This window comes from Methanobrevibacter sp. (assembly GCA_022775905.1).
GTDB lineage: Archaea > Methanobacteriota > Methanobacteria > Methanobacteriales > Methanobacteriaceae > Methanocatella.
The window spans coordinates 29,364-54,545 of record JALFJX010000026.1 but is presented as its reverse complement, the minus strand read 5'-3'; the positions used below and the strand labels follow the sequence as shown (position 1 = coordinate 54,545).

Below are 25,182 nucleotides of genomic sequence, written 5' to 3'. Positions count from 1 at the left end.
AAGTTTCTATAATCAAATTTCACCACATCTACAAAACGTACATCATACCCGAAAAAAACTCAGGTACTCACAAGCACATTCATTAATAATCTAATAAACATGATAAATTATAGCTACATGTGGAAAAGCAGTCATCATAGTCAACATTGCTCAATGCAATAAACTTAGACCATCGCCATAAACACATAGCACATCTTATAGATGCAATAATTATACCAACAAAATCAATTAAAAAATATTGCAAAAATAAACAAAAAATAAAAATAAGATATTAAAAACTAATTTTAAAAAATTAATTAGAAATAACAGATTATATCATCAAAATAGAATATAATAATAAAGAAATATATTGAAAAATTTTAGAGCCTATAATAATAATACTATAATAAAGCAAGTATTACAAAAAATAAAATATATAATAAATAGTAATTTAATACAATACCCCAAGATTGAAAAACATGATTAATATATAAAATTTTCTATCTAATTCAAATAAAAATTACTTTATATATTACTAACCAAAGTTAGTATTGGTGATAAAATATGAAGTTCGGTATAGAATTCGTACCAGATAAACCTTTGGATGAAATTGTAAAATTAGTAAAATTAGCAGAAGATGTCGGTTTTGAATACGCATGGATCACTGATCACTACAACAACAAAAACGTATACGAAACTTTAGCATTACTCGCTGCTAACACTGAAACTATTAAAATGGGACCTGGTGTAACCAACCCATACGTAAGAAGCCCTGCAATCGCAGCTTCTGCAATCGCAACCATTGATGAAATTTCAGAAGGAAGAGCAACTTTCGGTATTGGTCCTGGTGACAAAGCAACTTTCGATGCTTTAGGAATTGAATGGACTAAACCTGTATCCACTATCAAATCAGCTATTGCTGACATTAACACTTTATTAGCTGGTGGAAAAACCGAAGCTGGAGCAGCATTAGGTGGAGTAAAAGCAGTCCAAGAACACATCCCTATTTACATGGGTGCACAAGGACCTAAAATGTTAGAAACCGCTGGAGCAATCGCTGACGGTGTATTAATTAACGCTTCCAACCCTAAAGATTACGAAGCAGCAATGCCAATGATCAAAAAAGGAATTGAATCAGCTGGAGAAAAAGAATTCGACGTAGGTGCATACACTGCAACTTCCATCGGACCTGATTCCGCAGCAGCTAAAAACGCAGCTAAAATCGTAGTTGCATTCATTGCAGCAGGATCCCCTCCACAAGTAATCGAAAGACACGGATTACCTGAAGGATTCAACGAAAAAATGGGTGCTTTCTTAGCTAAAGGTGACTTCGGTGGAGCTATTGGTGCTGTAACTGACGAAGCTCTCGATGCATTCTCCGTATGTGGTACTCCTGATGAGTTCATCCCTAAAATAGAAGGATTAAAAGAAATGGGTGTAACCCAATACGTAGCAGGATCCCCTGTTGGTAAAAACGTAGAAGAATCCATCAAATTATTAGGAGACGTAATTGCAAGTTTCTAAACTTGCTTACTTTTTCTTTTTTTATTTTTTTAAATTCAATATACACAACTTATTAACAAAACTATTTTTTTCAACAATAATTTTTAATTACAAAAACAACCTAATAGTATAATATTACATTAATATTATTGCAGGTATTATAATGGAAATTGAAAATTTAACAAAAGATATAAGAACTAGAGCTTTTGAGAGAAAAGATCCAAAAACTCCAGAGCAAGTTGGAGCAAGTTGGTATAATAATGACTTGACTTATGATGGAATTGCAAAAACATTATTCATAATCCTTCCAACACCAGGATGTTCATGGGCACTTGGTGACAGCGGAGGATGTACTATGTGTAGTTACGTATCCGATTGTACTTTGGAACCAATTGATACAGAAACTATCCTCAGAATATTCCATCAACATTTGGAAAGACATCCAATAGCTGAAGAAGAAAAGATTTCTGTAAAACTATTCGCATCAGGAAGTTTTCTTAATCCATACGAACTTCCAAAAGATGCTCGTGATGAAATCCTAAAAACATTAATGAACTTAGGTAATGTTACTGAGATTATTGTTGAGTCCAGACCGGAATATGTTAAAGAGGAATACTTGGATGAAATTCATGAAATTATTGGAGACACATTATTTGAAGTAAGTATCGGTCTTGAAACATCCAATGATTATACAAGACTTAAAAAAATCAACAAGGGTTTTACCCGTGATGATTTTGAAAATGCTACAAAATTAATGCAACATCTAAGAGATACAAAAGGATACAATTTAAAGACAAAGGCATATATTTTTGTAAAACCTATTCTTGTATCCGAAAAACAGGCAATAGATGAAGCAATAGAAACTGCAAGATATTGTGATTCCATTAATGTAGATAGACTTTCATTCTGTCCTGCAACAATACATGGTGGAACAGTAATTGAAAGATTCTGGAGAAAAGGAGCTTATCAGCCACCTTGGATCTGGTCATGTATTGAAATCATAAACACCGTACGTGACGAATTAGATATACCTGCACTTTTAGATACATCAGGATTTGGATCAAGACGTGGACCATACAACTGTAAAAAATGTAATAAAGACTTAAAACATATGATTATAGCTAACAATTTAACACAGACTAAAATCGAATATGACTGTGAATGCAAAAGTGAATGGTTAGCTGAAATTAATAATTCAGATATGAATAGCTCAACTGTTGAGATTAAGCATATCCCATTATATTAATATAATTTGAAATATTAATTAATTAGTAGGAGGAAATTATGAAAACTAAATTTGTTAGTTTACTATCCATACTTCTCGGATTAATAATTATCATTTTTCCAATAATGGGAGTTATTGGAGTTAGTTCCTTAATTGGTTTATCCGTATTATTAATGTCTATTTACTTGCTTATTGTTGGAGTAACAATTATAGACTATAATAGTAGTGGTGCAATACTTGATTTAGTTTTAGGACTTATACTTTTATTCTTAAGTATTTGTTTGATATTCAATCCAGCATTACTTGGATTCCTAACTGAAATTTCAATGTATTTCGCAGGAATAATGTTAATCATTGTTGCTGTTGCTTCATTGATCAACAACCGTAATTCAAGATATGGTTTTTATATTGGAATCATTGGAATTGTTCTTGGTTTATTATATATAATTATTGGAACTTATCTCTCAAACCCAATTATTCTTGGTACTTTAATCGGAATTTGGTTAGTGATAAGTGGTATTTTAAAATTAATGGATAGATAGTCTATCCAAATTTTTTCTTTTTTTTGGTGTTAATATTGATTGGAATTAGTGCAGATTTTGACCCTGTTCATAAAGGTCATGAAAAATTAATTAAAGAGGCTAGAAAACTAGCTGATAAGGAAGATAAGAAAGTAGTTGTTTATTTAAATAAGGGATTCAGCGCAAATCATGCTCCATTTTTCGTTAATTTTGAAGCCCGTAGAGATATGGCATTGGCATTGGGTGCTGATGATGTTAAATCTTTTGAAGGATTACATCATAGATTAGTATTATCCTACAGTGTACCTATTAGACTTAAACAAATGATTGATGATGGAGTGACTGACTACATTACTTCAGCGAAAATCTCACTTGATGAAATAAAATCAAAAGCACAGAAATTCATTGATGAAGGAAACTTTGTCGGAATGCCAAAAAGCTACACAAACAGAAACGAAATACGCTGGTATGCAATCAATCATTTTCTTGGATCCAAACTCAATTACCATGTAGTTAAGGAATTCAACAAAGACAAATATTCCGGAAGGCTCATCAGACAGTCAATTATTGATAATGGAATGGTAATCACTGATGAAGTTAAAGATTTGCTTCCAGAAACAACTGTTGAGATTCTCCAGCGCGAAATCGATGCTGGAAGAGTTCCTGGAGACAGGAATTGGGCTGATATTTACAAAAGAATGAACACTTATTCCAGAGGAAATCTTGAAAAAATAGCTTACCTCAATGGGAATACAATTAATGAAATCATCAAAAGAAGAGTTTATAGAGACCCAGAATCCATATGGGCCGTATTTAGAAGGTCCGACTATGGTCCGGTAATGACCAGGCTTGCAATCAGTGCGATTGAAATGGAAGTTACAAAAAAAGAAGTAATGGATTTGATGAAAAGTTATGAATCTCAGGGTGTTATTCCTGACAACCAGAAAGTTCAAAGAGTCATTGACAGGGCATGGTATGTTGCAAGTAGTGATTTGGATGCCCGTGAAGCAAATGACAAGTTCAGAAGCGAAAAGATTGATGTTGATGCTCCATTAAGCTTGGAAGCTGGTTTGAATCTAACTAAATTTGAGACAAAAATTACAAAAGAAGGTCTTAAAACAGACTTGTATGTTGACAAGAACGGGAAGATTTCAGTTCAGTTCAAAAGTGAAGGTAAAAAGATTAAAACAAACTTAAGGCTTCCAGCAAAAGAAGTTACATACCTAAGATACATCATGGATGCACACTTCATTCCAGTTAACGGACATATAAAAGAAGCTAAAAAAGGATTTAAAGTTAAAGTGGTTATTGGTTAAGCTTTTCTAAGGCTGCCTTAACCATTATCAACTCATTTTTATCAAAACAATTAATTATTTCTTCAAGCTCTTCAGCTTTTCTTTTTGAATTATTCAATGTATTATTTATTCTTGATGTGGATTTTTCCCTAAAATCATCTCCTTCAGTCAGGGATAAAATATCAAAAAACTCTTTTTCCAAATCATATTCGTTAGCTATTTGAGCTGATTCAATCAAAAGAGCAGATAATGTCTTTGTATAACTGCTTCTAAGCAGTTTCAAAATAGCTACATCCCCAACGCTATCGCTGATCTTTTTAGTTTGAATGAACTTATCTAAAAATAGCAATTCATCTGATTTTGCACCGGATAAATATAAAACAGGATTATCAGAATCTACTTTTCCAATTATTGCACCATCAACAAGATTCTCAACATAATTATTTATTTCAAGAGTTGTTTCCGGAGAAATATTGTTTAAGTCAAGATAGATTCCTTTTGTAAATTTCCCATAATTTTTTGCAGCATCTATTGCATTTTTCGGAGAGTTTGCAGAAATTAAAATGTCTGATACAATAGCTACATCCTTAAATGTATCCAAAACATCGATTTCTAATTTTTCAATGGATCCAATGGTTTTATTAGACCTGCCATCCATTGAAGTTACAAATGTAATGTCATCTGATTTAATCAAATTTATGAGATTTTTTGAAACTTTTCCAAATCCAATTAAACCGATGATCATAATATCACATATTTATTTTTTAAAAAGAAGCATATCATGTAAATTTGCACCGACATGCCTTGCAATGGTATTGCATTTTACACAAAACAAGAAGTAAATATCTTTACTGGACAAATCTATTTCAGTCAATCCTTCATAATTTCCCATACCCTTTGAGATTACAAATTCATGGCTGTTGAATATTTCCCTAAATTCATCTGAGATTTCACTGTCTACATAACCTACAGTACCTGCACCTATTTCAACAAGTTCACCGAATTCGTCAAGACCCACATCCAATGCCTCGACCATTGTTGCATCATTTAGAATAGGTTCTGATTTAACAGCAATTGTAATATCCAATCCATATTCTCTGATTTTAGCTAAAAGCAATTTGTCAAATACTATTTCACCAGTATTATCTACAAGATACAATACTTTGTCATGAGTTTTTAAAGCGTTTTCAAACTCTTCAATATCCTTAACTGCCAAATCTTTTTTAAGTGAATTTTTGATTACACTTTCAATATCATCATCCAATGTGAATGCACCGAAGTCTAAAATGTTTCCTATGATGGCTATCTTGACATAGTTTTCTAGACTGTCATCCTCATCCAATATTTTTTTGACATCAGTTAAATATTTAAGTGCTATTTCATTACCTTCGACTTTTTCATTATAATAAGGATCCATACAGCCTGTTTTCTCTTTAATGATCTTATGCATTGCGGAGCCTGTGCTGTTTGAGTTGGTTCCCTCTTTAAAGATAGTGCTTAAATATTTAAAAATTTCACCCATAGCTTCCATTTTAACGCTTTCATCATCTGTTGACAAGTCTAAAGCTTCACGAGCCTGTCTTAAAAAACAAGGCCCACATTCATAGCTGATATCCAAATTAACCACCATATATGATTTGAACTAATTGAATTTCATCGCCATCTTCAATTACTGTATCTTCAATTACAAGTTCACCGTTCTGTTTGGATACTACTGTTTGAGCGGACAATTCCAAATCTGAAAGCAAATCTTTAATTGTATAATTGTCAGACAATTCTCTTTTTTCATCGATTGATTTGTATTTTAATGTAAATTGCATTTTATCACAATCCTAATTCTTCTAAAAAGGAGCATGCTTTGCACAATTCATTAGCTGCAGGTTCACCACACCTACTGCATCTTCCATGGTTGAACTCCTTTTGCATTTCCTTTTTCAAGACATTTTTAATTTTGTCATATCCTCTGAGTGTGGAATATTTAATAGTCGGATGCTTTTCTGCCAATTGGTTGATGGCTTCAGAGACTTCTCCCCTAAATGACTGCATTGCATAAGGACAGCTGTCAAAGTGAACTTCAAGTTCTTTTGCAACGACGTACAATCCAATTTCACGTTCAGGGATTTCACGTAAAGGTTTGATTTTAACAGTGAATTCTTCCGCCTTGGATTCTGTCTTTGCACCCAATTTAGTCAGGTTGTCAGTGTTTCCTTCAAGATAGTTCATCAATATTCCCTGAACCTCATCATCAAGGTTATGTCCTGTAGCGATTTTTGTTGCACCCATTTCACGAGCAGCCTTGTTGATGATTGTTCTCCTGAATACTCCGCAGTATGTGCATGACCCCTTATGATTATCCCTCTGCATTATCTCATCTAATGTAATGCCATATTCGTCTTTTAGTGAAACTACCTTATGTTCAATGCCCAATCTTTCGGCATGTCTAATAGCTATATCAACACCGTCCTGCCTGTAATTGTCAATTCCTTCATCAACAGTTACTGCACAAAGGTCAATGATGTGCATTTCACGAAATGTATTTAATATTTCGAGTGTTGTTACACTATCCTTACCACCGGAAAGTGCAACTAAAACCTTATCTCCATTATCTAGCAGTTTTTCTTTTCTGACTGTTTTAATAGCTTTTTTCTCAACTGATTCAATGAAACAATCTTTACACAATAACTGACCGGATTGTTCCTTTTTAATAATGACTTTAGGATTACCACATTTACTACATTGCATATTACTACCTACATCTGTTCTACAAATTGTGCGAGTTGGTTTAAAGTGTTAACTTCAAATACCTGTGCACCTGCATCCCCATACAGTGAAACACAACTGTCCACAACATCCCATTTATTTTTATCTTCAGGATTTAAAATTACGAGTTTTTTTGAGTCTCTTACCATTTCCTCAACAAGTTCAACACTGGCCGGAACACCATTTACCTTAGGTCCTGCCCAGTCCCTGCAGTCGGATAAAATAATCACATAAGATTTATTGTTAATATTAGCTTGTTCTTGAAAGCTCTTAAATGATGAGTACATATCGGATGTACCGTGCACCATCATATTTTTGATACGCATGTCCTTAACTTTTACAAATGAATCAATAAGATATTCTTCTTTTAGAGCATCAGTTGTCTCTATTACTTTATTGTCAAATTCAAAAGTTCTTGAGCGTTTGAATGCTGTCTGTGCTGAAAACATGAGCATGAAAAACCAGCTACTAATCCATTCACATGAACCGCTAATGTCATTCAAGAACAAATGCTCATTTTTGTGAGGCCTTGGCTTTGCCTTTACAAGCTCAAATGGAACTCCGCCGTATTTAAGGTTTGCCCTTAATGTTCTTCTAATGTCAATCTTATTGGAACTTGTTTTGACCTTTCTTCTTGAACGTTTATTTGCAATTCTTTTACCCAATCTTTGGCAGATTTCAAGCATACGAGGATCGAAACGATTCAATTTTGTCAAATCCTTGTTCATCAGTTCCCCATCACGCTCAAGTTTTTTAGCTTCTTCAAGTAAAGGCTGGCCGGAAAGCATTTTCAACTGTTCATTTGAAATTTTTTCCTTTCTGACTTTACTTGCCATATCCCCCTGTTTTTTAATGACATATTTGTTAGATTTGGGTCCTGCACCATTATACGCTTTGCCTTGCTGAAGCTGTTTAGGCAAGTCGTCATTTTTGACAGCGGCAAAAACTTCATCAAAAACCTTGTTGAATTTTGGAATATCATATCGGTCTTTAACATAAATTGCCATCAATGCTGTTTTTAGGAGATTCCTATCTCTTTCACCCAAATCCCTATATATCTCCACAGCTGCCTGAGTACTTCTGACACTTACGGGCAAATCCTTTTCCCTTAGCTGAGCTGACAAAGTCGCTATCTTAGTTATCATTTTATCTTTTATTAAGAATATCTTTCATAACTCTTTTCTTATCGCTTTCTGTTTTGATTGCAACACCAACACTGTCCTTCAAGGATTGGTCAATATCTTTAGTTCCCAAGTTAATTACTGACTGAACCCAGTCAACAGTACCTCTTACAGACGGCTTTTTCATCAAATTAAGATTACGTATATCATGAACCAACTTAACAATGTAAGATACTGTTTCATCATCAGCTTCAGGTAATTTTGATTTTACAATCTCAACTTCACGTTCAACGCTAGGATATGGAATGTATAAGAACAAACATCTGTCCTTTGTTTCATCAAGCAATGATCTTTGAGAGTTGGATGTTAATATAACAACCAAATCATTTTGCAATTGGAAAGTTCCCAAATCGTTGATTGTGATTTCCTGTTCACCTAATGCCTGAAGCAAGAAACTTTCAACTTCCTCATCAGCCTTGTCGATTTCATCAATCAACAATACAGAATCCTTTTCATTTAAGAATGCATTGAGAAGAGATCTTCTTATGAAATATTCTTCATCAAATATTTTATCTTCACTGTTTGAATCATTTTTTGCAGCTTCAAGGTGAAGCAATTGCTTTTGGTAATTCCATTCACCGACAATCTGTTCAAAGGTGATTCCTTCATAACATTGTATCCTGAAAAAGTCTCTGTCGAATGTTTTTGCAACAACCTTTGCCAGTTCTGTTTTTCCAACACCAGGCGGTCCTTCAATAAGCATTGGTTTTCCAAGTAAAAAGGATAAGTATAAAGTGGTTGAAATTTCATTGTTTGAAACGTAATTTGCATCTAAAAGACTTTCATCAATATCTTTAATAGTAATATTTTCAACTTGCAATTCATAAACCTTCATAATAATTTGTTATAAGATAAGATTTAATCTAAATTTATTTAAAGTTTGTGTAACAATATAAGTAGTAATAATATAATATTATAAAATATAGGAGGTAAAATATGAAAGCTGAAAATGCTATCATAATCGTTTTAGTAGTGTTAATTATAATTGCTGGAGCAGCTGCTTTTGTTATTGCAAACAATGGTATTTCATTTAACAAAGAAACTGACCCAGTAATGAACAATACAACAAATACAACAACTAATATAACTGCTAACGATACTACAACATCTGATTCAGGTGCAACTCGTGATACTGGGCTTGTAGCTTCAGATTCTAGTGACAGCAGTTACAGTTCAAGTAGCAGTGGATACAGTTCAAGTAGCAGCGGTTCCTACAGTAGCAGTTACAGTAGCGGCAGCGGTTCCTACAGTAGTAGTTCTGATTCTGGTTCAAGTGACAGCGGATCAAGTTCAAGTTCCGGATCAAGTGAATCTGGCTCAGGATCCAGTTCAAGTGAATCTGCAGGTCAAAGTGAAGGTACTTCAAGTGAAACAGACTTCAACTAAAACTATTTTTTAAATTGGTCAGGATTTTTGAACAGTTCAAAATCCTGCACATATTCTTTTCCAGTAATCATTGCGATTTCTGCTTTTTTTAATTCAGCACCCAAATATGCTGCATGTTCCATTCTGGTAACTAGTTCTTTTTCAATTATTTCTTCATATATTTCACGGGCAGAATGTCCTACAATTACCATATCAGGACTGTTTTTCTTGAAATGAGTGGCAGTAATCTTACTCTCTCGCACAGTAGTTCCATAATCCACATTAATTTTGAAACTTCCTGCCTTGTCCCTGATGAACTTCATAGGTTTTGCCTGTTTGGTTTCTGGAATACCGTCCCTTTCATTCAATATGACATCATTTCTTTTGTGTTTGTCCTTGAATGCAACTAAATTAATACCCAAATCCTTTGGAATGGATTTTCTGTGTTTTGCAAGAAACATCATTTTGGATGCTGTGGACAATTCATATACACTCCCTCTTGTCTTTCCACTTTCTTCAGGAGTGAACAGTATGCTTACACCCAGTTCCATACCAATTCCTGCAAGCAGAACATTTACTCCCCCGGAATCTGCATCCATAAGTTCAGTAACATTACCTACTCCGAAAAACATTGGTGCAGGATTTACTTTATGGAATTCATGGCATGCAATTATGGATTCCACAATACTTGAACTATTTACAGGATCTAAAATCAAATCTGCAACATATTTCAATCCTTCAGTATCCTTAATCAATTGGTGCATTGCCTCAACTCTTTCAGAAGGAGACTTTGGAGATTTTCCCTGTGAGAAGTTAGTTGGAAGCAATACTGCAGGAATTCCTTTTTCTTTTAGAATTTCCTGAACTTCTGAGTTGTTACCCAAATCAAGACTTAAAACAAAGTCAATCCCATGTTCCGCTGCAATCCTTATCTCATTGACATTTAATGTGTCGATACTTAATGGCCTGTCACCAACAATAGGACGTAATGTATCTATAAGTTCTGGAATTTTATCAGAAAAGTCTTCACCTGCAGCCATTCCTATATCAATCATGTCCGCTCCGGAATCAACGAAGTACTGGCATTTGTTGATTAATGCTTCTTTTGATAAAAATGGTGCATTAGCTATTTCAGATAATACTCTCATTGGGAAATCTTCACCTACAGGAAGATTTTTGATTAAAATGTTATTTGGTTTTTTGAGAAGTCTTTCAATGTTTTCAGTATCATTTTCAAATTCCTCAATGAATTCAAAAGCCTTTTTCCTTTTTTCCTCATCGATTAATTTGTCGGCAGGCTTGTCTTCAGACAGTTCAATGCTGCCCACAAGATTCAATACCATTGCAAGGTCTGCCCCATCGGTTGATCCCTTGAATGTAGGGATTCCAAGTTCTTTTGTAATTTCCTTTGTTCCCTTTTTGATTAAACCTGGAACTAGAATCATGTCAATTTCATCCAGCTGTTCTGAAAAGCAGGTTTTCACTTCTTTAATTATTTGTCTAGGAGTAAGGAATGCTGCAACCTGAGTATTGTCAGCAATGTGTACAATAATATCTTCCTTTGAATCTGAAACAACATCTTTTATTAGAGGATATGCCAACTCCCCTGTGATAATCAAAACTTTCATAATAACATTCCAATAAGATTTTTCTATATATTATATTATTATACATTATAGTTAAAACCTTTTAAAAAAATTCGAATTATACAATAAAATATAACCATTTAAAAAGTAACATAAAACTTTATATATTTTGGAATTTATAATGATTATACATGATAAATATATGGAGGAAAAAATAATGATCGAAATTCGTTTTCATGGAAGAGGCGGACAAGGAGCTGTAACTGCTGCTGAAATTTTAGCTAAAGCAGCATTCAAAGACGGCAAATATTCCCAAGCTTTTCCATTCTTTGGAGTTGAACGTAGAGGAGCTCCAGTTATGGCATTCACAAGAATTGACAGTGAGCCAATAGCTTTAAGATACCAAATCTACAACCCAGACCATGTTTTAGTTTTAGACGATGGTTTATTAAATGTAGTGGACGTATTTTCAGGAATTAAAGACAATGCAGAAGTTATAATTAATACTACAAGTTTTGAAGGTAGTGGAGAACATATCGTAAACCAAATTGATGCAACCGCTGTTGCATTAGATATGTTAGGACGTAATATTGTAAATACTATTATTTTAGGATACTTTGCTAAAAAAACCGGAATCGTAACTATTGAATCCTTACTCGAAGTAATTAGAGAAACATTCCCAGGTAAAGTTGGAGAATTGAATGTAGAAGCTACTAAAAAAGCTTATGATATGGGATAAAAAGAAGGGTGAATAGAATGGTAAATATAGGCTGTGTAATTAAAACACCAGGTAATAGTAGAATTAACAAAACTGGAAGTTGGAGAACTTTCAAACCAATTTTAGACAAAGAAAAATGTATTGACTGTGACAATTGTATTATTTTCTGTCCAGATTCCAGTGTAAATAAACAACATGACATTGATTATGATTACTGCAAAGGATGTGGAATTTGTGCAAATGAATGTCCTTCCGATGCAATTCAAATGGTAAAAGAATAAAGAGAGTGATTTAATGATAAAAGAAGTAATGACCGCAAACAAAGCAGTTGCAGAAGCTGTAAGATTAGCTAAACCACAAGTTATTCCCGTTTATCCAATTACTCCACAAACTACAATTTCTGAATACTTAGCACAATATGTCGCTGATGAAAAAATTGATGCTAAATATGTTAAAGTAGAATCAGAACACAGTGCAATAAGTGCTGCTGTTGGAGCAAGTGGTGCTGGAGTAAGAGTATTTACAGCAACATCTTCCCAAGGATTAATGTTAATGCACGAAATTTTATTTGCAGCAGCAGGTATGAGAGTACCTATCGTTTTAGCAGATGCAAACAGAGCAATTTCTGCACCATTAAACATTTGGAACGACCAACAAGATTCCATTGCACAAAGAGACGCAGGATGGTTACAAATTTATGTTGAAAATGCACAAGAAGCATTAGATACTACTTTAATGGCTTACAAAGTTTCAGAAAATCCTAACGTATTACTCCCAACAATGGTATGTTTAGACGGATTTATTTTAACTCACACCGTAGAACCTGTAGAAATTCCAGATCAAGAAAGCGTGGACAAGTTCTTACCTCCATATGTTCCAGAACATGCATTTCTTGACCCTAACGAACCAATGACCCTTGGTAGTTTTGCTGACACCAGATTCTATACTGAAGCAAGACACGATATGGACGTTGCAATGACAAACTCACTTGAAGTCATCAAAAACACTTGTGATGAATTTGCTGAAATATTCGGAAGAAAATATGGTCTTGTTGAACCATACAAAACCGAAGATGCAGACATCATTCTTGTTGCAATGGGTTCTCTCTGCAGTACCATCAGAGTAATTGTAGACCAATTAAGAGAACAAGGCGAAAAAGTAGGTTTACTCAAAATTAGAGCATACAGACCATTCCCAGTTGAAGAAATCAAAGAAGCAGTCAAAAATTGTGATAAAATTGCTGTTCTTGATAAAAACTTCACATTCGGAATTGGTGGAGCATTATACTCCGACATGAAAGTTAAAATTGACAAAGACATCTACGGATTCATCGTAGGTTTAGGTGGAAGAGACATCACACCTGATTCAATCATTGAAGTTTACGAAAAAACCAAAGAACCAGTACAAGACGTTACATGGATTGGACTCGAGGAGGAATAGATATGGATATACCTGATAAAGATTTATTAGCACCAGGACACAGAGGTTGTGCTGGTTGTGGAGCATCAATTGCTGTAAAATTAGCTCTCAACGCATTAGGAAAAAACACTGTAGCTATTTCTGCTACAGGTTGTCTTGAAGTAATGACTACCCCATACCCAGAAACTTCATGGGAAGTACCATTCATTCACGTTGCATTTGAAAACTCCGGTGCAGTAGCATCCGGTGTAGAAAGTGCATTAAGAATTCAAGGAAAAGATGATGTTAATGTAGTCGCTTTCGGTGGTGACGGAGGAACTGTAGATATCGGTTTACAATCCTTATCCGGAGCTATGGAAAGAGGACACAACATGCTTTACATCTGTTACGATAACGAAGCATACATGAACACAGGTATTCAAAGAAGTGGAGCTACCCCTTACGGTGCAAGTACCACTACTTCACCAAAAGGAAGCGCAAGTTTCGGGGAAGACAAACCTAAGAAAAACATGCCTATGATTATGGCTGCACACGGAATTCCATACGTAGCTACTGCATCTATCGCATACCCTGAAGATTACGTCAAAAAAGTTAAAAAAGCAGCTGCAATCGATGGTCCTGCTTACATACACTTACAACAACCATGTACTACCGGTTGGGGATTCCCATCTGAAAAAACCATTGAAATGGGAAGATTAGCAGTAGAAACTGGATCTTGGGTATTATATGAAATTGAAAACGGTAACTTTGAAATTACATACAGACCAGATGAGAAAAAACCAGTTAAAGACTACTTATCTGTACAAAAAAGATTCAAACACTTAGACGAAGAACACGTTGAAAAAATCCAAAAATACGTTGACGCACACTGTAAAGAATTAGGATTATAGGAGGAATATCAATGGAAAGTATTCTTGTAAATAGCAACTTATGTGACGGATGTATGAACTGTGAAAACATGTGTGCATCAGTCCATAATGCTAGTAGGATAAAAATTATTGAACACGATTCTTCCTTTTATTCCATTGTATGTCAACACTGTGAAAGTGCACCATGTATCAAAATCTGTCCGACTGAAGCAATCACCGATGAAGGTGTAGATACTGAAAAATGTATCGGATGTGGATTATGTGTAATGGTTTGTCCATTCGGTGCAATGACTTTCCAATCCAAAGTTGCTGAAAAATGTGATCTCTGTGCTGATAGGGAAGAAGGTCCTGCTTGTATCAAAGCATGTACCAAAAGAGCTATTAGTATTGCAGATCCTGAAAAAGTTCGTGCTAAAAACCAAGAAAAATTCCTTGCTAAAATGTCTGGAATGTACGAACCTGACAGCAAAAAAGGTGGAATTGTCCACGTATTAACAGGTCAAGCAAGAGCAAGACTTGTTTTAGACGAATAATCGAGAATTATGTATTCAGGAAACTGTACAAATTGTACAACCTGTGGAAGTTGTCAACAATCACCAAATGTTGACACTCCAATCTTATTTTGTATGCACTGCCAACCATCAGATGCACCATGTTTAAAAGCTTGTAGGGAAAATGCAATCAAAGTATTAGGCGGAGCCATAACTATTGATGGTGATAAATGTACCAAATGCAGAGATTGTGTTGAAGTCTGCCCAATTAAAGTAATTAAAATTTAAATATTTTGAAATGAAAAAATAGTATTAATTAATTTTTACAAGGTTTTATTTTGATTACTAAAGATACTATTAAAGAAACTGTTTATGAGCTCTACAAGAAAGCGGTTATCGTTCTTGGTGATGATGTAAGAAAATCACTTGAAGATGCTCTTAAAAATGAAGAACATGACCTTGCAAGGTTAAATATTGAAGCTATCTTAAAAAATATTAAACTTGCTGAAGAAAAACAAATTCCAATGTGCCAAGATACAGGTCTGCCAGTGGTTTTTGTTAAAATAGGTAATGTTGAAGTTGAAAACTTGCGCGAAGGCATTGAAGAAGGGATTAAAAAAGCAACTAAAGAAATCCCAATCAGACCAAATATCGTAGATCCATTAACAAGAGAAAATACCATCGTCAACGTTGGAGATTACATCCCTCCAATAGATATTGAATTTATTGACGAAGATTATCTTGAAATAACAATATTACCAAAAGGATTTGGTTCTGAAAACAACAATGCTTTAAAAATGGCTCTTCCTGCTGAAGGAATCGAAGGAATAAAAGAATTTGTAATCGAATCCGTTCTTAAAGCTAAAGGAAAACCATGTCCTCCAACTGTCGTCGGTGTCGGAATTGGTGGAACATCCGATTTATGTTTAAAACTCGGTAAAAAAGCACTTCTTGGAAAAGTAGGTGAACGTAACCCTGACCCACAAATAGCAGAACTAGAAGAAGAAATCTTGACTGAAATCAATAATTCTGGAATCGGACCAATGGGACTTGGTGGAAAAACAACCTGTTTGGATGTTAAAATCTTAAAAGCACATACCCATACAGCAGGTTTACCTATTGGCGTATGTATCCAATGTTGGGCCGATAGGCACGCAACAACAAAAATATATGATAATTAGATTATAATAATCTAATTACTTTTTTAATATCTGAAAGTTCTCGGAGTAGTTGATCTTGGAATATTTTGATGGAATTCAACTGAAACGTCCATCATTTCAACAGAAATATCTCCCATTCTTTCAAATGCTTTAACAACTCTAAATAAATAAATAAAATAATTTGAACGCTCTTTTTCATCAAATGAATTTTCTGCCATCTGCTCTGCAATAAGGTTAATTGCTTTGGTTTGAAGAATATGGATTGATTCCTCAAGCTCCATCAAATCATCCTTGAGCTCTGTTTTTCCTTCAATGAATGAAGTAATGGCCAGACGAATCATTTTCTGAGCTATTTTATACATCTTTTTTAGTTTCTTCAAGACATTCTCGTCAATTTCATAAACATCATTTATTACAAATTTAGCAATATGCCCACAGTAATCACCAATACGTTCCAAATCATAAGCAATTTCATTGTAAAGCATTGATTTTGAAATTTCAGAATGCTTATTCATATTAACAATAGTTTCAACAGAAGTTCTTATCTTTTCAACCATATTGTTTGTTGCATAATCCATCTCCAAAGCTTTATTTGCCTTATCCTCATCATATTCCAAAACTGCATCAAATGAAACTTCTATTTGTGAGTGAACATGCTTTGCCATATTTGCAATCATATCATTGACAATTACATTACCTTTTGTTTCAGGAGTTCCGGCATAATCGCTTAAAGATTCAGCAACTTTTTCATAGCTTTTCAAATCAATCATATATGCTCTTTTTACAGTTCCATCTTTAACAAGAGGCTGCAATAACTGAGTAACATATCTACGAGTTATTCCCAACTTTTCAGCTATTTCATCTTGAGTTGAAAGATTCTCATATAAGATAAGATCTAAAATATCTTTCAATGTTTTATCTTTTTTGCTCATGATATCACGATTATTTATAATCATCCAACAAATCATTGGATTCAAACTGAATATTATCAGATGATTGATTTATTCCTACAGATTCCTGATTAAGATCCTTTTTGAATGTTACATCAGGAGCCTTTTTGACATTACATACTGGTTTATTTACCCTTTGAGGAGGTTGTCTTAACCTGTCTCTTTTTTCAGCATAGTCAAAATCATTATGTTTTCTAGAATGATGATGAACTTTCTGATTAGCAAAGTAATCTTCATTAACAGAGTGTTTTGTTACATTAAATTCATTTTCAGCATTAGCAGAAATGAGTATGTTTATTATTACAAATACCAACAATACAAAAGCAACAACAGCAATAGGTAAATCAAAATACATAAACACTTTATCATAAAGATTTGTAATAGTATTTCCCAAATCGACAAAACCACGTGCTAAAAAGATAAGTCCGACAAATGCAATGACTGCACCATATGACCTTTTTATTATTCCTCTTTTCAATGCAAATGGATATATACTCATAACGAGCAATGCCAAACCTAAAATACGATATAGATTATTGTTAGCGAAATCCTGAAGTGACAAATATACTTTTAAAAATGTGTAAGGCAAAATGCCAAATTCAGACAATAATGCTGTAATTAAAATGAATTGAATTATTGCAATTACAATAAGTGGAAAAGCATAAGCTATTTCCCATTCAAAATTAGAACTAAAAGTTTTTTTCTCTATAGGACTTTCTAAAACTTCTGTAAGCATATTATAAAGAACAGAAGAAATTACTGAACCAATAATTGTACCTGCAACACCCATTACTGAAGTTAAAAGAGCAACAAATGCAGAAATACAACCAACTAATATAAGTTTTTTATAGTTCATAATTCACCTTAAAAATTTAATTAAAAATAAAATAATATAATTAATGATATTTAATATTATTTATTTTTATAAATTTAAACTTTAAGGAAAATCTAAACAATAGTTAATGCATTAGGAACTTTCTTTAAAATGTTATCTTTAATAGGAATCATAGTTGTTGAAGCTATAGAAAAGTCTGATTGACTAGCTGCAACTTTATCATCACTTTCAGCAATGATTGTAGCATTCAATTCATCCTGCAGATTATTAATTGTATTGTCCAGTACCCATTTATCAACATCAGAGATGATAATTTCATCCACTTGCTTGTCAAGTTCCTTGGCAAGAACCCATGATATAAATCTTCCACCATGTAAAGAAACAGTGTTTCCTTCTGTTAAATTAACAATATCATTTAAAGTATGTTTTAATTGAATATTTTGATACATTCTTGAGTTAACTAGAGTTGCCCAGTGAGCATCACCAACATAATATGAGCCAATCTTATTAGGATAAATATATTCAGGTCCTGCAAGTTTAACTGCAGTAGCTATTGCAAGCAAATCATGCTTTTGAGCAGGAAGGCCCCTATTTGGAAACTCTTCATTGATTATCTGAATTACTCTCGGAAGACCAAATTTACCTCTTCTTGCAGTACCAGGTTCATATCCACACATATATCCATGATGGTTTTTAGGAAATCCTGTAATAACCATGTTCAAACCAGATCTAAGACCTGCCCTAACTTCATGTTCATAAGCACCATTGGTAGCTACAACTTTTCCAGGAGACAATATCCTTGCAGCTGCAATTGTTTTTGCAAATGATTCTGTTGTATTTTCACATCTATTGAATGGTCCTCCTTCAACTACAATAACATCAGCACCAAGTTCAATGGATTTTTCAAAACCAGTTATCACTTCATCATAACCATCACCGACAAACATGATGGATTCCAAACCTTTTCCATATTTTTTAGCTAAATCTGCAACATCACGAGCCTCCCTTAATGGAGCTGCATGAGCTTCACCAGTTTGTTCAGAGGAAACGTTAACTGCAACAGAAGAAGATAATTTTACCCATTCTTCCTTATCATCTTTTTGTTCCAATTCTTTGTCAATCAATCTTTCATGTATCCTTCCACGAGGACATTCAGTAAATGCTGGACCATCATTATAGCAGTCTCCACCACATCCAGAAATATTTCTTGGAAGTCTCATAGCACCATTTTCACCAAAATGATCCAAGTCAAGAGGAACATCAACAATTTCATGAACCTTTTTCATTACTTCAAGCCCAGTCATTCCAAATTTTTCACCAATATCAGAAAAAGCATAAGCACATATATGAATCGGAGCTCCAATCATATCTGATAGACGGCAATTCCCAAGCAAGTCCACCAATTCCAAATCAGAAGCACAAGTACCTACAACAACTTCAGTCAAATCACAACCTAATGGAAATCTTTTAAAACTCATTCCTAACTTCATAGTCTCTTCTAATGAAAGTTCTGAAATTGCATCTACAACAGAACCTACATCTTTTTTCATTTTTGATATTTCAATTGCTGCCGCATCATCATGAACTGCTTCCTTGATTAAATCATACATGATAAAAATTCCTCCAATTAATAAAATTCTAGATATATTTAATACCAATATTAGATAAAAACTTTTTGATTTATTTTTAATTAAAATTAGTTATATCAAAAATAAAAAAGTAATACGAGTATTACTAAAAATAATTATATTTAAAATAAGAAATACTAATTTAGAGAAATATATAAAGATTTAAATAGTAGCACAAACTTAATAAACCTTATTACTACAATATGTTTTAACTACCAAAAAAAATCATACCCTTTTTTTATTATAACATTGTAGTAAGAATCTTTCAAAAAAAAATTAGAAATTAAGAAACTTAAAAGGAGAGACTAAAAAATGAAAGTAGCAATTTTAGGTGCAGGATGTTACAGAACTCATGCTGCAAGTGGAATCACCAACTTCGCAAGAGCTTGTGAAGTTGCAGAAGCAACTGGAAAAGAAAACATTTCAATGACACACTCAACTATTGAAATGGGTGCAGAATTATTAGAATTAGCTGGCGTAGATGAAGTTGTTGTATCTGACCCAACTTTTGATGGTGACTTTACTGTAGTTGATGATTTCGATTATGCCGAAGTAATGGCAGCACACAAAGCTGGAAACCCTGAAGAAGTAATGCCTGCAATCAGAGCAAAAGTTGCTGAATTAGCTGAAACTGTTCCAAAACCATCCAAAGGTGCAATTCACTTCACCCACCCAGAAGATTTAGGAATGAAAGTTACTACCGATGACCGTGAAGCTGTAGCTGACGCTGACTGGGTAATGACCTGGTTACCAGAAGGTGGAATGCAACCTGCTATCATCGAAAAATTCGCTGATAACATCAAAGAAGGTGCAATCGTAACTCACGCATGCACTATTCCAACCACTGGATTAAACAAAATCTTCGAAGATCTTGGAACTAACGTAAACGTAGCTTCCTACCACCCAGGTGCTGTACCTGAAATGAAAGGACAAGTTTACATCGCTGAAGGTTTTGCTGACCAAGCTTCCATCGACACTTTAATGGATTTAGGTCAAAAAGCAAGAGGATCTGCATTCACTTTACCTGCTAACATGGTAGGTCCTGTATGTGACATGTGTTCTGCAGTAACTGCTATTACCTACGCAGGTATTTTAGCATACAGAGACACCGTAACCCAAATCTTAGGTGCTCCTGCAGGATTTGCACAATCTATGGCTAACGAAGCTTTAACTCAAGTAACTGCATTAATGCAAAACGAGGGAATCGACAAAATGGACGAAGCTTTAAACCCAGCTGCATTACTCGGTACTGCTGACTCCATGAACTTTGGTAACTTAGCAGAAATCGTTCCTACTGTATTAGATTACTTAGGTAAAGATCAATAAACCACATGTTAAACAATTGTTGGATTAATCCAACAATTTTTAACTTATTTCTTAATAATTATCAAAAGTAGCTATTAAAAAATAAGTTAAACTAATTTTCAAAAAAAGCAATGAGGATTGATGTTACATGATTGATAATATTTTAAACAAAGCAAAATTAGGAAAAGAATTAACTGACGAAGAATTTTTAGAATTATTAAAGATAAATAATGATGAAGATTTAGAGAAATTGTTTTCAATAGCTCGTTATATCCGAGACAATCAATCCAAAGAAATAAAATTAACATCAACAGTCCACATCACAAATAAATGCCAAATTCAACCTAGATGCGAATACTGTGGTTTTGCAGAAAAAACTTCTAGAAATGGATACTATAATGCATTTTATAAATCAAATGAAGAGATTTTAAATGCAGTTACCTCCATTGAAGAAGCACATATTCCTCGAGTAAGTTGTTCAGGAGGATATGGTTATAAAGGCAAACAGGCTGTAAATGCCTGCAGAATCGTAAAAGAGTATTCTAATTTAGAGATATTAGTTAATGTTGGTGGAGACTTAACCGAAAAATCCGTTAATGAGCTAGCAGAATTAGGTGCAGATACAGTATGCTGTAACCTTGAAACCATCAACGAAGAAATATTTTATGAAAGAAAACCAGGAGATTCACTTGAACAGAGAATTTTAACTTGTAAAAGAGTAAGTGAAGCTGGAATCGGCCTATCCTCAGGACTACTTTTGGGAATTGGAGAAAGTATTGAAGACAGATTAAAACATTTACGCTTTTTATCTAACTTCAAAACACTTGAAGAAATTCCTATAATGGGCTTTAATCCATACCCTGATACTGCAATGGCAGATTATCCCCCATTCCCATTAAAAGAACAATTGAAAATTGTTGCAGTTACACGCATAATGTATCCTACAATTAGAATTACAATGCCAACACCAACAGTTGGACCTGAAAACGTTGAATTCTCATTAAAAGCAGGGGCAAATAATTTAGCTACTGTAATTGCAGATAATTACCCTCATGAAGTAAAAGGGGTTGGATCACCAGAATATGGTAATTATAATGAAGTAGTTAATGTAATTGAAAAATTAGGATTAATACCTCAAACTATTTAATTTTCATTTAAGAATATGATATTATGGCATTTGAAAAGATGATACATAATGCATTTGAAGAATCTAGAAATAACTGTAGATTTGGAGATACTCTTGAAGAAATACATGAAATTCAGGAATACATAAATAATGCTAAAAAAGTATGTGTTCCAAATAAGAATGGTATCAAAGTAGAAGTATTGAATAAAGTTTTAAGAGAATATAATTTACATCAAGCAGAAATACTTCAAATTAATACAAATACTGCAGATACAAGCAGAATACCTGCTCTTGCAAAGGCTTACATGGCATTAGACCAAAGTGATGCCGATTTAATCATAGCAAGAGGTAGATTAGGAATTCCAGGTTCAGGATCATTGCTTATTTTTATAGATAACAAAGGAAGAATATTGACTTGTGGAACTTCACCATCTCACGCAATTCATAAAAAAAGTATTGAAGAAGCAGTATATGAAGAAGCATGTGAAGCACTTGAAAAGATTGGATTTAACAAAGAAGGTTGAATAATGGATATTGATACTGGAATCACATCTGAAGTACTTACAATAAAATCTAAAACTAAATTAATAGATATTTTTAATAAAATAATAAATGAAAAGTCCAATGCAGTTTTTAATTACATTAATAAACTAGACATCAGGAAAGATGCAAAAATAGTTGTTATTGGAACTTACTTTACAGGAATAGGCATTGTGAAAAAATTAAGTGAAGAATATGAAAATATTTTATTAATAGACATTTATCCACACTTAAAAGAATTGTTAGATACACAAATTGGAGGAACTGTTAAAAATACAATTAGTTTTTCATCTGACTTGGATTTAATCTATACAGGTGAAGTTGTCATTGACACTACTGGTTTTGGAGGCATCAATATCAAACAATCCTCAGAATTTGATGTTGATACATTCATTATTGAAGATCCTGTTGCAGAAGACAATGATAAGATTTTATCAAACAAAAATAATATTTATGAAAGATTGAATGCAGTTAAAGCCAAAAATAAGGCAATCATTAAAACAAAAGGCATAAATACAAAAACATCAGGAACAATGACCCTGACTATTGGTATTTTAACAAATGTATTGAATAAATGTCTTGAAAGAGAAGGAGTCCTTTATAGTGCATGTGAAATGGGATTCTTTGAAGAAGTGATTTTTAAAGAACAAAACATTGCCAAATTCATAAAATTAGTTGATAAGCAAGCACTTAAAATATCAACAATTGAACCATTCAACTGCGATGAGCTGATTGCAACTGAAATTTCAAAAATAAAAACTGATTTAAATGAAACTTAAAAAGATTATTGCATTTTTAGAAGAAAAAATACCTGTTAATCTAGCTTTAGAATTTGACAAAGTTGGATTAATGGGAAATTACAATTTAGATTCAGACATCAACTCAATTAAAATTTTTATGGATTTGTTACCTGAATATGATTCATTTAATGAAAATACATTAATAATTACTCATCATCCACCATTATTCACTCCAAAAACCCCAACATATACAATTCATTCAAATTGGGACATAATTGATGGTGGAGCTAATGAAACATTAGCAGAAATATTAAAATTAGAAGTTAACGATTATTTTGATACTACTACAAAGATTGGGAGAATTTGTAAATCAGAATATACCTTCAAAGAACTAGAAGAAATCATCTTAGATAATTTTGAAGAAATTAAAATAGTTAATAGATTAGATTCTGAAAAAAAACTTGAAGATATCGGCGTAATATCAGGTTTTGGTTTAAAAAATCCAGAATATATAGAATTAGCTAAAGAAAAAAAACTAGATGCGCTAATTTCAGGAGATTTATGTCAAGAGACAGCAATTCTTGCAAAAAATTTACAAATAACTCTCATAGATTTAGGGCATCATGAAAGTGAAGTTCCAGGTTTAATCAGACTTAGCAACCTCGTAGAAGAATTAGACATAGATGTTGAAATTATAAACATAAAACCTATAAAAACAGTGATAAAATGACTGATGAAATACAAAAAATAGAAGACAGCAGAGTCCCTAAAGGTAGAATTGATTTAATAGGATGCGGAAGATTAGGATTAAGAATTGGAATAAACATAATGCAGGCTCATAGAGGAGGACCAAAAATCATTGGTGCATTTGATGGGCAAAAAATTGATGGTGGAGACGTAATATTCACAATGTTAGGTGCTGAGATTGGCCAAAACAAAACCGATTTCTTAAAACAACTATGTACTCACAATGAAGAATTCAGACGTGTGGACAGTTATACTGAATACATTGATGAAAATAACTTGGATTTAGTTCAAGGAGATGTAGTAATCATCGTTATAGCTGGAGGAAATACAATACCTACTGCAGCAAAAATCATTAAAAAGGCACAGGAAAGAGGAGCAGTGACAATCGGAACTGCAGGAATATTTGGATTTGGAAACGAAAATATTGAAATAAAAGACATTTCTGAATATGATGACAACAATCCTGCTGTTGAAGAATTAAGGGCACAAGGAATTACAAAAGATCATTTAGTAATTACAACAAATAAATTAATTAGAGATAGAGAACCTGTAACCCCATATACTTTAGATGAAGTTGCAAAAATCATAACCATGACTGCATTAAAGGAATTAAGAGATATAAATGATAAAAATAGCGACTGCTGAGTGTTTTACTCAGGGAAAAATAGGCAGAGAACTACATGCATTAGCACAAAGTTACGAAGGTGACTTTGGATTTGATTACATTGAAAACCTTAATGAATACAGTGATTTTGATTACAATCAACTTAGTGTGACATGTAGCCTATTTATTCCCACCATTGAAGCTGTTAAAAAAATATTGAATGTTAAGAATCCTCCCAAACCTAACACTTTAATTAAGGGAATAAAGGTTTATGATGAACCTGGAGATAAAGAAGTTAGTAAAATAATGGCCAAAGCCGTTAAACATTTAAGTGATTGCGATATAGCAATCGGAACTACTGCCGGTGTTGGTCGTGGAGGAATAACAATCATTAATAATGAATATGAAATAACCACCACCACAAATGTTTATGCAGATTTAAATGAACTAGACAGTGATAAATTGTATGAACGATCAGAAGCTGGAATTAAAAAAGCTTTAGAAATACTAATGTTTCTTTTAAATAATGATTTCAACAGAATAAACTCTTTAGAAAATGTTGAAATTAAAAAAATATAAGAAAATTCTTTTTTTAAATGAAATAATATCTTTAAAGATGTTAAAATTATATAAAA

General features: G+C 33.3%; 29 protein-coding genes. 19 read left to right on the top strand and 10 right to left on the bottom strand.

Features of this window, described 5'->3' with window-relative positions:
- The first annotated feature begins 543 nt into the window (after window positions 1–543).
- From mer to MR875_07940, 4 genes are all read left to right on the top strand, one after another.
- On the top strand, window positions 544–1,503 hold the full coding sequence (mer, locus tag MR875_07955) for a 5,10-methylenetetrahydromethanopterin reductase (protein ID MCI6994768.1): 960 nt from the start codon (window positions 544–546) through the stop codon (window positions 1,501–1,503).
- 142 nt (window positions 1,504–1,645) lie between these two features.
- Complete coding sequence (locus MR875_07950; GenBank protein ID MCI6994767.1) at window positions 1,646–2,728, top strand: archaeosine biosynthesis radical SAM protein RaSEA; 1,083 nt, start codon at window positions 1,646–1,648, stop codon at window positions 2,726–2,728.
- A 38-nt stretch (window positions 2,729–2,766) separates the two neighbouring features.
- Complete coding sequence (locus MR875_07945; protein ID MCI6994766.1) at window positions 2,767–3,249, top strand: DUF308 domain-containing protein; 483 nt, start codon at window positions 2,767–2,769, stop codon at window positions 3,247–3,249.
- Window positions 3,250–3,275: 26 nt separating this feature from the next.
- Window positions 3,276–4,544 carry an adenylyltransferase/cytidyltransferase family protein gene (locus tag MR875_07940; protein ID MCI6994765.1) on the top strand — a complete coding sequence of 423 codons (1,269 nt, stop codon included), beginning with the start codon at window positions 3,276–3,278 and terminating at the stop codon, window positions 4,542–4,544.
- Here MR875_07940 and MR875_07935 read toward each other — a convergent pair.
- The 6 genes from MR875_07935 to MR875_07910 are packed head-to-tail and all read right to left on the bottom strand — an operon-like array spanning window position 4,534 to window position 9,284.
- Window positions 4,534–5,268 (bottom strand): NAD(P)-dependent oxidoreductase, encoded by a 735-nt coding sequence (locus MR875_07935; protein ID MCI6994764.1) that lies wholly within the window; start codon window positions 5,266–5,268, stop codon window positions 4,534–4,536. The two genes, MR875_07940 and MR875_07935, sit on opposite strands and share 11 nt — an antisense overlap.
- A 12-nt stretch (window positions 5,269–5,280) precedes the next feature.
- Window positions 5,281–6,141 carry an ARMT1-like domain-containing protein gene (locus MR875_07930; GenBank protein MCI6994763.1) on the bottom strand — a complete coding sequence of 287 codons (861 nt, stop codon included), beginning with the start codon at window positions 6,139–6,141 and terminating at the stop codon, window positions 5,281–5,283.
- Between the two features lies 1 nt (window position 6,142).
- Window positions 6,143–6,343, bottom strand: coding sequence for a MoaD/ThiS family protein (locus MR875_07925; protein ID MCI6994762.1), 201 nt, complete (start codon window positions 6,341–6,343; stop codon window positions 6,143–6,145).
- A 4-nt stretch (window positions 6,344–6,347) separates the two neighbouring features.
- Window positions 6,348–7,265 carry a TIGR00269 family protein gene (locus tag MR875_07920; GenBank protein ID MCI6994761.1) on the bottom strand — a complete coding sequence of 306 codons (918 nt, stop codon included), beginning with the start codon at window positions 7,263–7,265 and terminating at the stop codon, window positions 6,348–6,350.
- Between the two features lie 8 nt (window positions 7,266–7,273).
- Window positions 7,274–8,428, bottom strand: a complete 1,155-nt coding sequence (locus MR875_07915) for a VWA domain-containing protein (protein ID MCI6994760.1) — start codon at window positions 8,426–8,428, stop codon at window positions 7,274–7,276.
- Window position 8,429: 1 nt separating this feature from the next.
- Window positions 8,430–9,284 (bottom strand): MoxR family ATPase, encoded by an 855-nt coding sequence (locus MR875_07910; GenBank protein ID MCI6994759.1) that lies wholly within the window; start codon window positions 9,282–9,284, stop codon window positions 8,430–8,432.
- A 116-nt stretch (window positions 9,285–9,400) separates the two neighbouring features.
- Between MR875_07910 and MR875_07905 the strand changes: the two genes are divergently transcribed.
- The gene (locus MR875_07905) at window positions 9,401–9,850 is read left to right on the top strand and encodes a hypothetical protein (GenBank protein MCI6994758.1); all 450 of its coding nucleotides are present in this window, start codon (window positions 9,401–9,403) and stop codon (window positions 9,848–9,850) included.
- A 2-nt stretch (window positions 9,851–9,852) separates the two neighbouring features.
- Here MR875_07905 and MR875_07900 read toward each other — a convergent pair whose 3' ends face one another.
- Entirely contained in the window at window positions 9,853–11,457 is a 1,605-nt protein-coding gene (locus MR875_07900) for a dihydropteroate synthase-like protein (GenBank protein ID MCI6994757.1), read from the bottom strand.
- A 175-nt stretch (window positions 11,458–11,632) separates the two neighbouring features.
- Between MR875_07900 and MR875_07895 the strand changes: the two genes are divergently transcribed.
- Genes MR875_07895 through MR875_07865 form a run of 7 tightly spaced genes read left to right on the top strand, consistent with a single transcriptional unit; the run spans window position 11,633 to window position 16,093 of the window.
- Window positions 11,633–12,154 carry a pyruvate ferredoxin oxidoreductase subunit gamma gene (locus tag MR875_07895; GenBank protein MCI6994756.1) on the top strand — a complete coding sequence of 174 codons (522 nt, stop codon included), beginning with the start codon at window positions 11,633–11,635 and terminating at the stop codon, window positions 12,152–12,154.
- Window positions 12,155–12,171: 17 nt separating this feature from the next.
- Window positions 12,172–12,414 (top strand): pyruvate synthase subunit PorD, encoded by a 243-nt coding sequence (gene porD, locus MR875_07890; protein ID MCI6994755.1) that lies wholly within the window; start codon window positions 12,172–12,174, stop codon window positions 12,412–12,414.
- Between the two features lie 13 nt (window positions 12,415–12,427).
- A complete protein-coding gene (porA, locus tag MR875_07885) occupies window positions 12,428–13,573 on the top strand; it encodes a pyruvate synthase subunit PorA (GenBank protein MCI6994754.1) in 1,146 nt (381 codons plus the stop codon).
- A 2-nt stretch (window positions 13,574–13,575) separates the two neighbouring features.
- Complete coding sequence (porB, locus tag MR875_07880) at window positions 13,576–14,442, top strand: pyruvate synthase subunit PorB (protein MCI6994753.1); 867 nt, start codon at window positions 13,576–13,578, stop codon at window positions 14,440–14,442.
- An 11-nt stretch (window positions 14,443–14,453) separates the two neighbouring features.
- Window positions 14,454–14,954 carry a 4Fe-4S dicluster domain-containing protein gene (locus MR875_07875; protein ID MCI6994752.1) on the top strand — a complete coding sequence of 167 codons (501 nt, stop codon included), beginning with the start codon at window positions 14,454–14,456 and terminating at the stop codon, window positions 14,952–14,954.
- 9 nt (window positions 14,955–14,963) lie between these two features.
- A complete protein-coding gene (locus MR875_07870) occupies window positions 14,964–15,200 on the top strand; it encodes a 4Fe-4S binding protein (GenBank protein ID MCI6994751.1) in 237 nt (78 codons plus the stop codon).
- Window positions 15,201–15,250: 50 nt separating this feature from the next.
- Complete coding sequence (locus MR875_07865; protein ID MCI6994750.1) at window positions 15,251–16,093, top strand: fumarate hydratase; 843 nt, start codon at window positions 15,251–15,253, stop codon at window positions 16,091–16,093.
- Window positions 16,094–16,116: 23 nt separating this feature from the next.
- Here the strand turns inward: MR875_07865 and MR875_07860 are convergent, their stop codons facing one another.
- The 3 genes from MR875_07860 to hmdC all read right to left on the bottom strand — a co-directional run bounded on the left by MR875_07860 (window position 16,117) and on the right by hmdC (window position 19,467).
- The gene (locus MR875_07860; GenBank protein ID MCI6994749.1) at window positions 16,117–17,004 is read right to left on the bottom strand and encodes a winged helix-turn-helix transcriptional regulator; all 888 of its coding nucleotides are present in this window, start codon (window positions 17,002–17,004) and stop codon (window positions 16,117–16,119) included.
- A 10-nt stretch (window positions 17,005–17,014) separates the two neighbouring features.
- Window positions 17,015–17,878, bottom strand: coding sequence for a hypothetical protein (locus MR875_07855; GenBank protein MCI6994748.1), 864 nt, complete (start codon window positions 17,876–17,878; stop codon window positions 17,015–17,017).
- A gap of 92 nt (window positions 17,879–17,970) precedes the next feature.
- On the bottom strand, window positions 17,971–19,467 hold the full coding sequence (gene hmdC / locus MR875_07850; GenBank protein ID MCI6994747.1) for a 5,10-methenyltetrahydromethanopterin hydrogenase cofactor biosynthesis protein HmdC: 1,497 nt from the start codon (window positions 19,465–19,467) through the stop codon (window positions 17,971–17,973).
- A 330-nt stretch (window positions 19,468–19,797) separates the two neighbouring features.
- Here hmdC and hmd point away from each other — a divergent pair, with 330 nt between their 5' ends.
- The 7 genes from hmd (at window position 19,798) to MR875_07815 (ending at window position 25,126) form a co-directional block, all read left to right on the top strand.
- Complete coding sequence (gene hmd / locus MR875_07845; protein ID MCI6994746.1) at window positions 19,798–20,811, top strand: 5,10-methenyltetrahydromethanopterin hydrogenase; 1,014 nt, start codon at window positions 19,798–19,800, stop codon at window positions 20,809–20,811.
- A gap of 127 nt (window positions 20,812–20,938) precedes the next feature.
- Window positions 20,939–21,937 (top strand): 5,10-methenyltetrahydromethanopterin hydrogenase cofactor biosynthesis protein HmdB, encoded by a 999-nt coding sequence (hmdB, locus tag MR875_07840; GenBank protein ID MCI6994745.1) that lies wholly within the window; start codon window positions 20,939–20,941, stop codon window positions 21,935–21,937.
- 23 nt (window positions 21,938–21,960) lie between these two features.
- Window positions 21,961–22,440: a DUF3236 domain-containing protein gene (locus tag MR875_07835; protein ID MCI6994744.1), complete on the top strand. Its 480-nt coding sequence runs from the start codon at window positions 21,961–21,963 to the stop codon at window positions 22,438–22,440.
- 3 nt (window positions 22,441–22,443) lie between these two features.
- The gene (locus tag MR875_07830) at window positions 22,444–23,235 is read left to right on the top strand and encodes a DUF1188 domain-containing protein (protein MCI6994743.1); all 792 of its coding nucleotides are present in this window, start codon (window positions 22,444–22,446) and stop codon (window positions 23,233–23,235) included.
- Window positions 23,225–23,926, top strand: a complete 702-nt coding sequence (locus MR875_07825) for a Nif3-like dinuclear metal center hexameric protein (GenBank protein MCI6994742.1) — start codon at window positions 23,225–23,227, stop codon at window positions 23,924–23,926. Before MR875_07830 ends, MR875_07825 begins: the two co-directional genes overlap by 11 nt.
- Entirely contained in the window at window positions 23,923–24,588 is a 666-nt protein-coding gene (locus MR875_07820) for a hypothetical protein (protein ID MCI6994741.1), read from the top strand. The genes MR875_07825 and MR875_07820 overlap by 4 nt, the downstream gene beginning before the upstream one ends.
- Window positions 24,566–25,126 carry a FeGP cofactor biosynthesis protein HcgF family protein gene (locus MR875_07815; protein ID MCI6994740.1) on the top strand — a complete coding sequence of 187 codons (561 nt, stop codon included), beginning with the start codon at window positions 24,566–24,568 and terminating at the stop codon, window positions 25,124–25,126. Before MR875_07820 ends, MR875_07815 begins: the two co-directional genes overlap by 23 nt.
- Window positions 25,127–25,182: the final 56 nt, after the last annotated feature.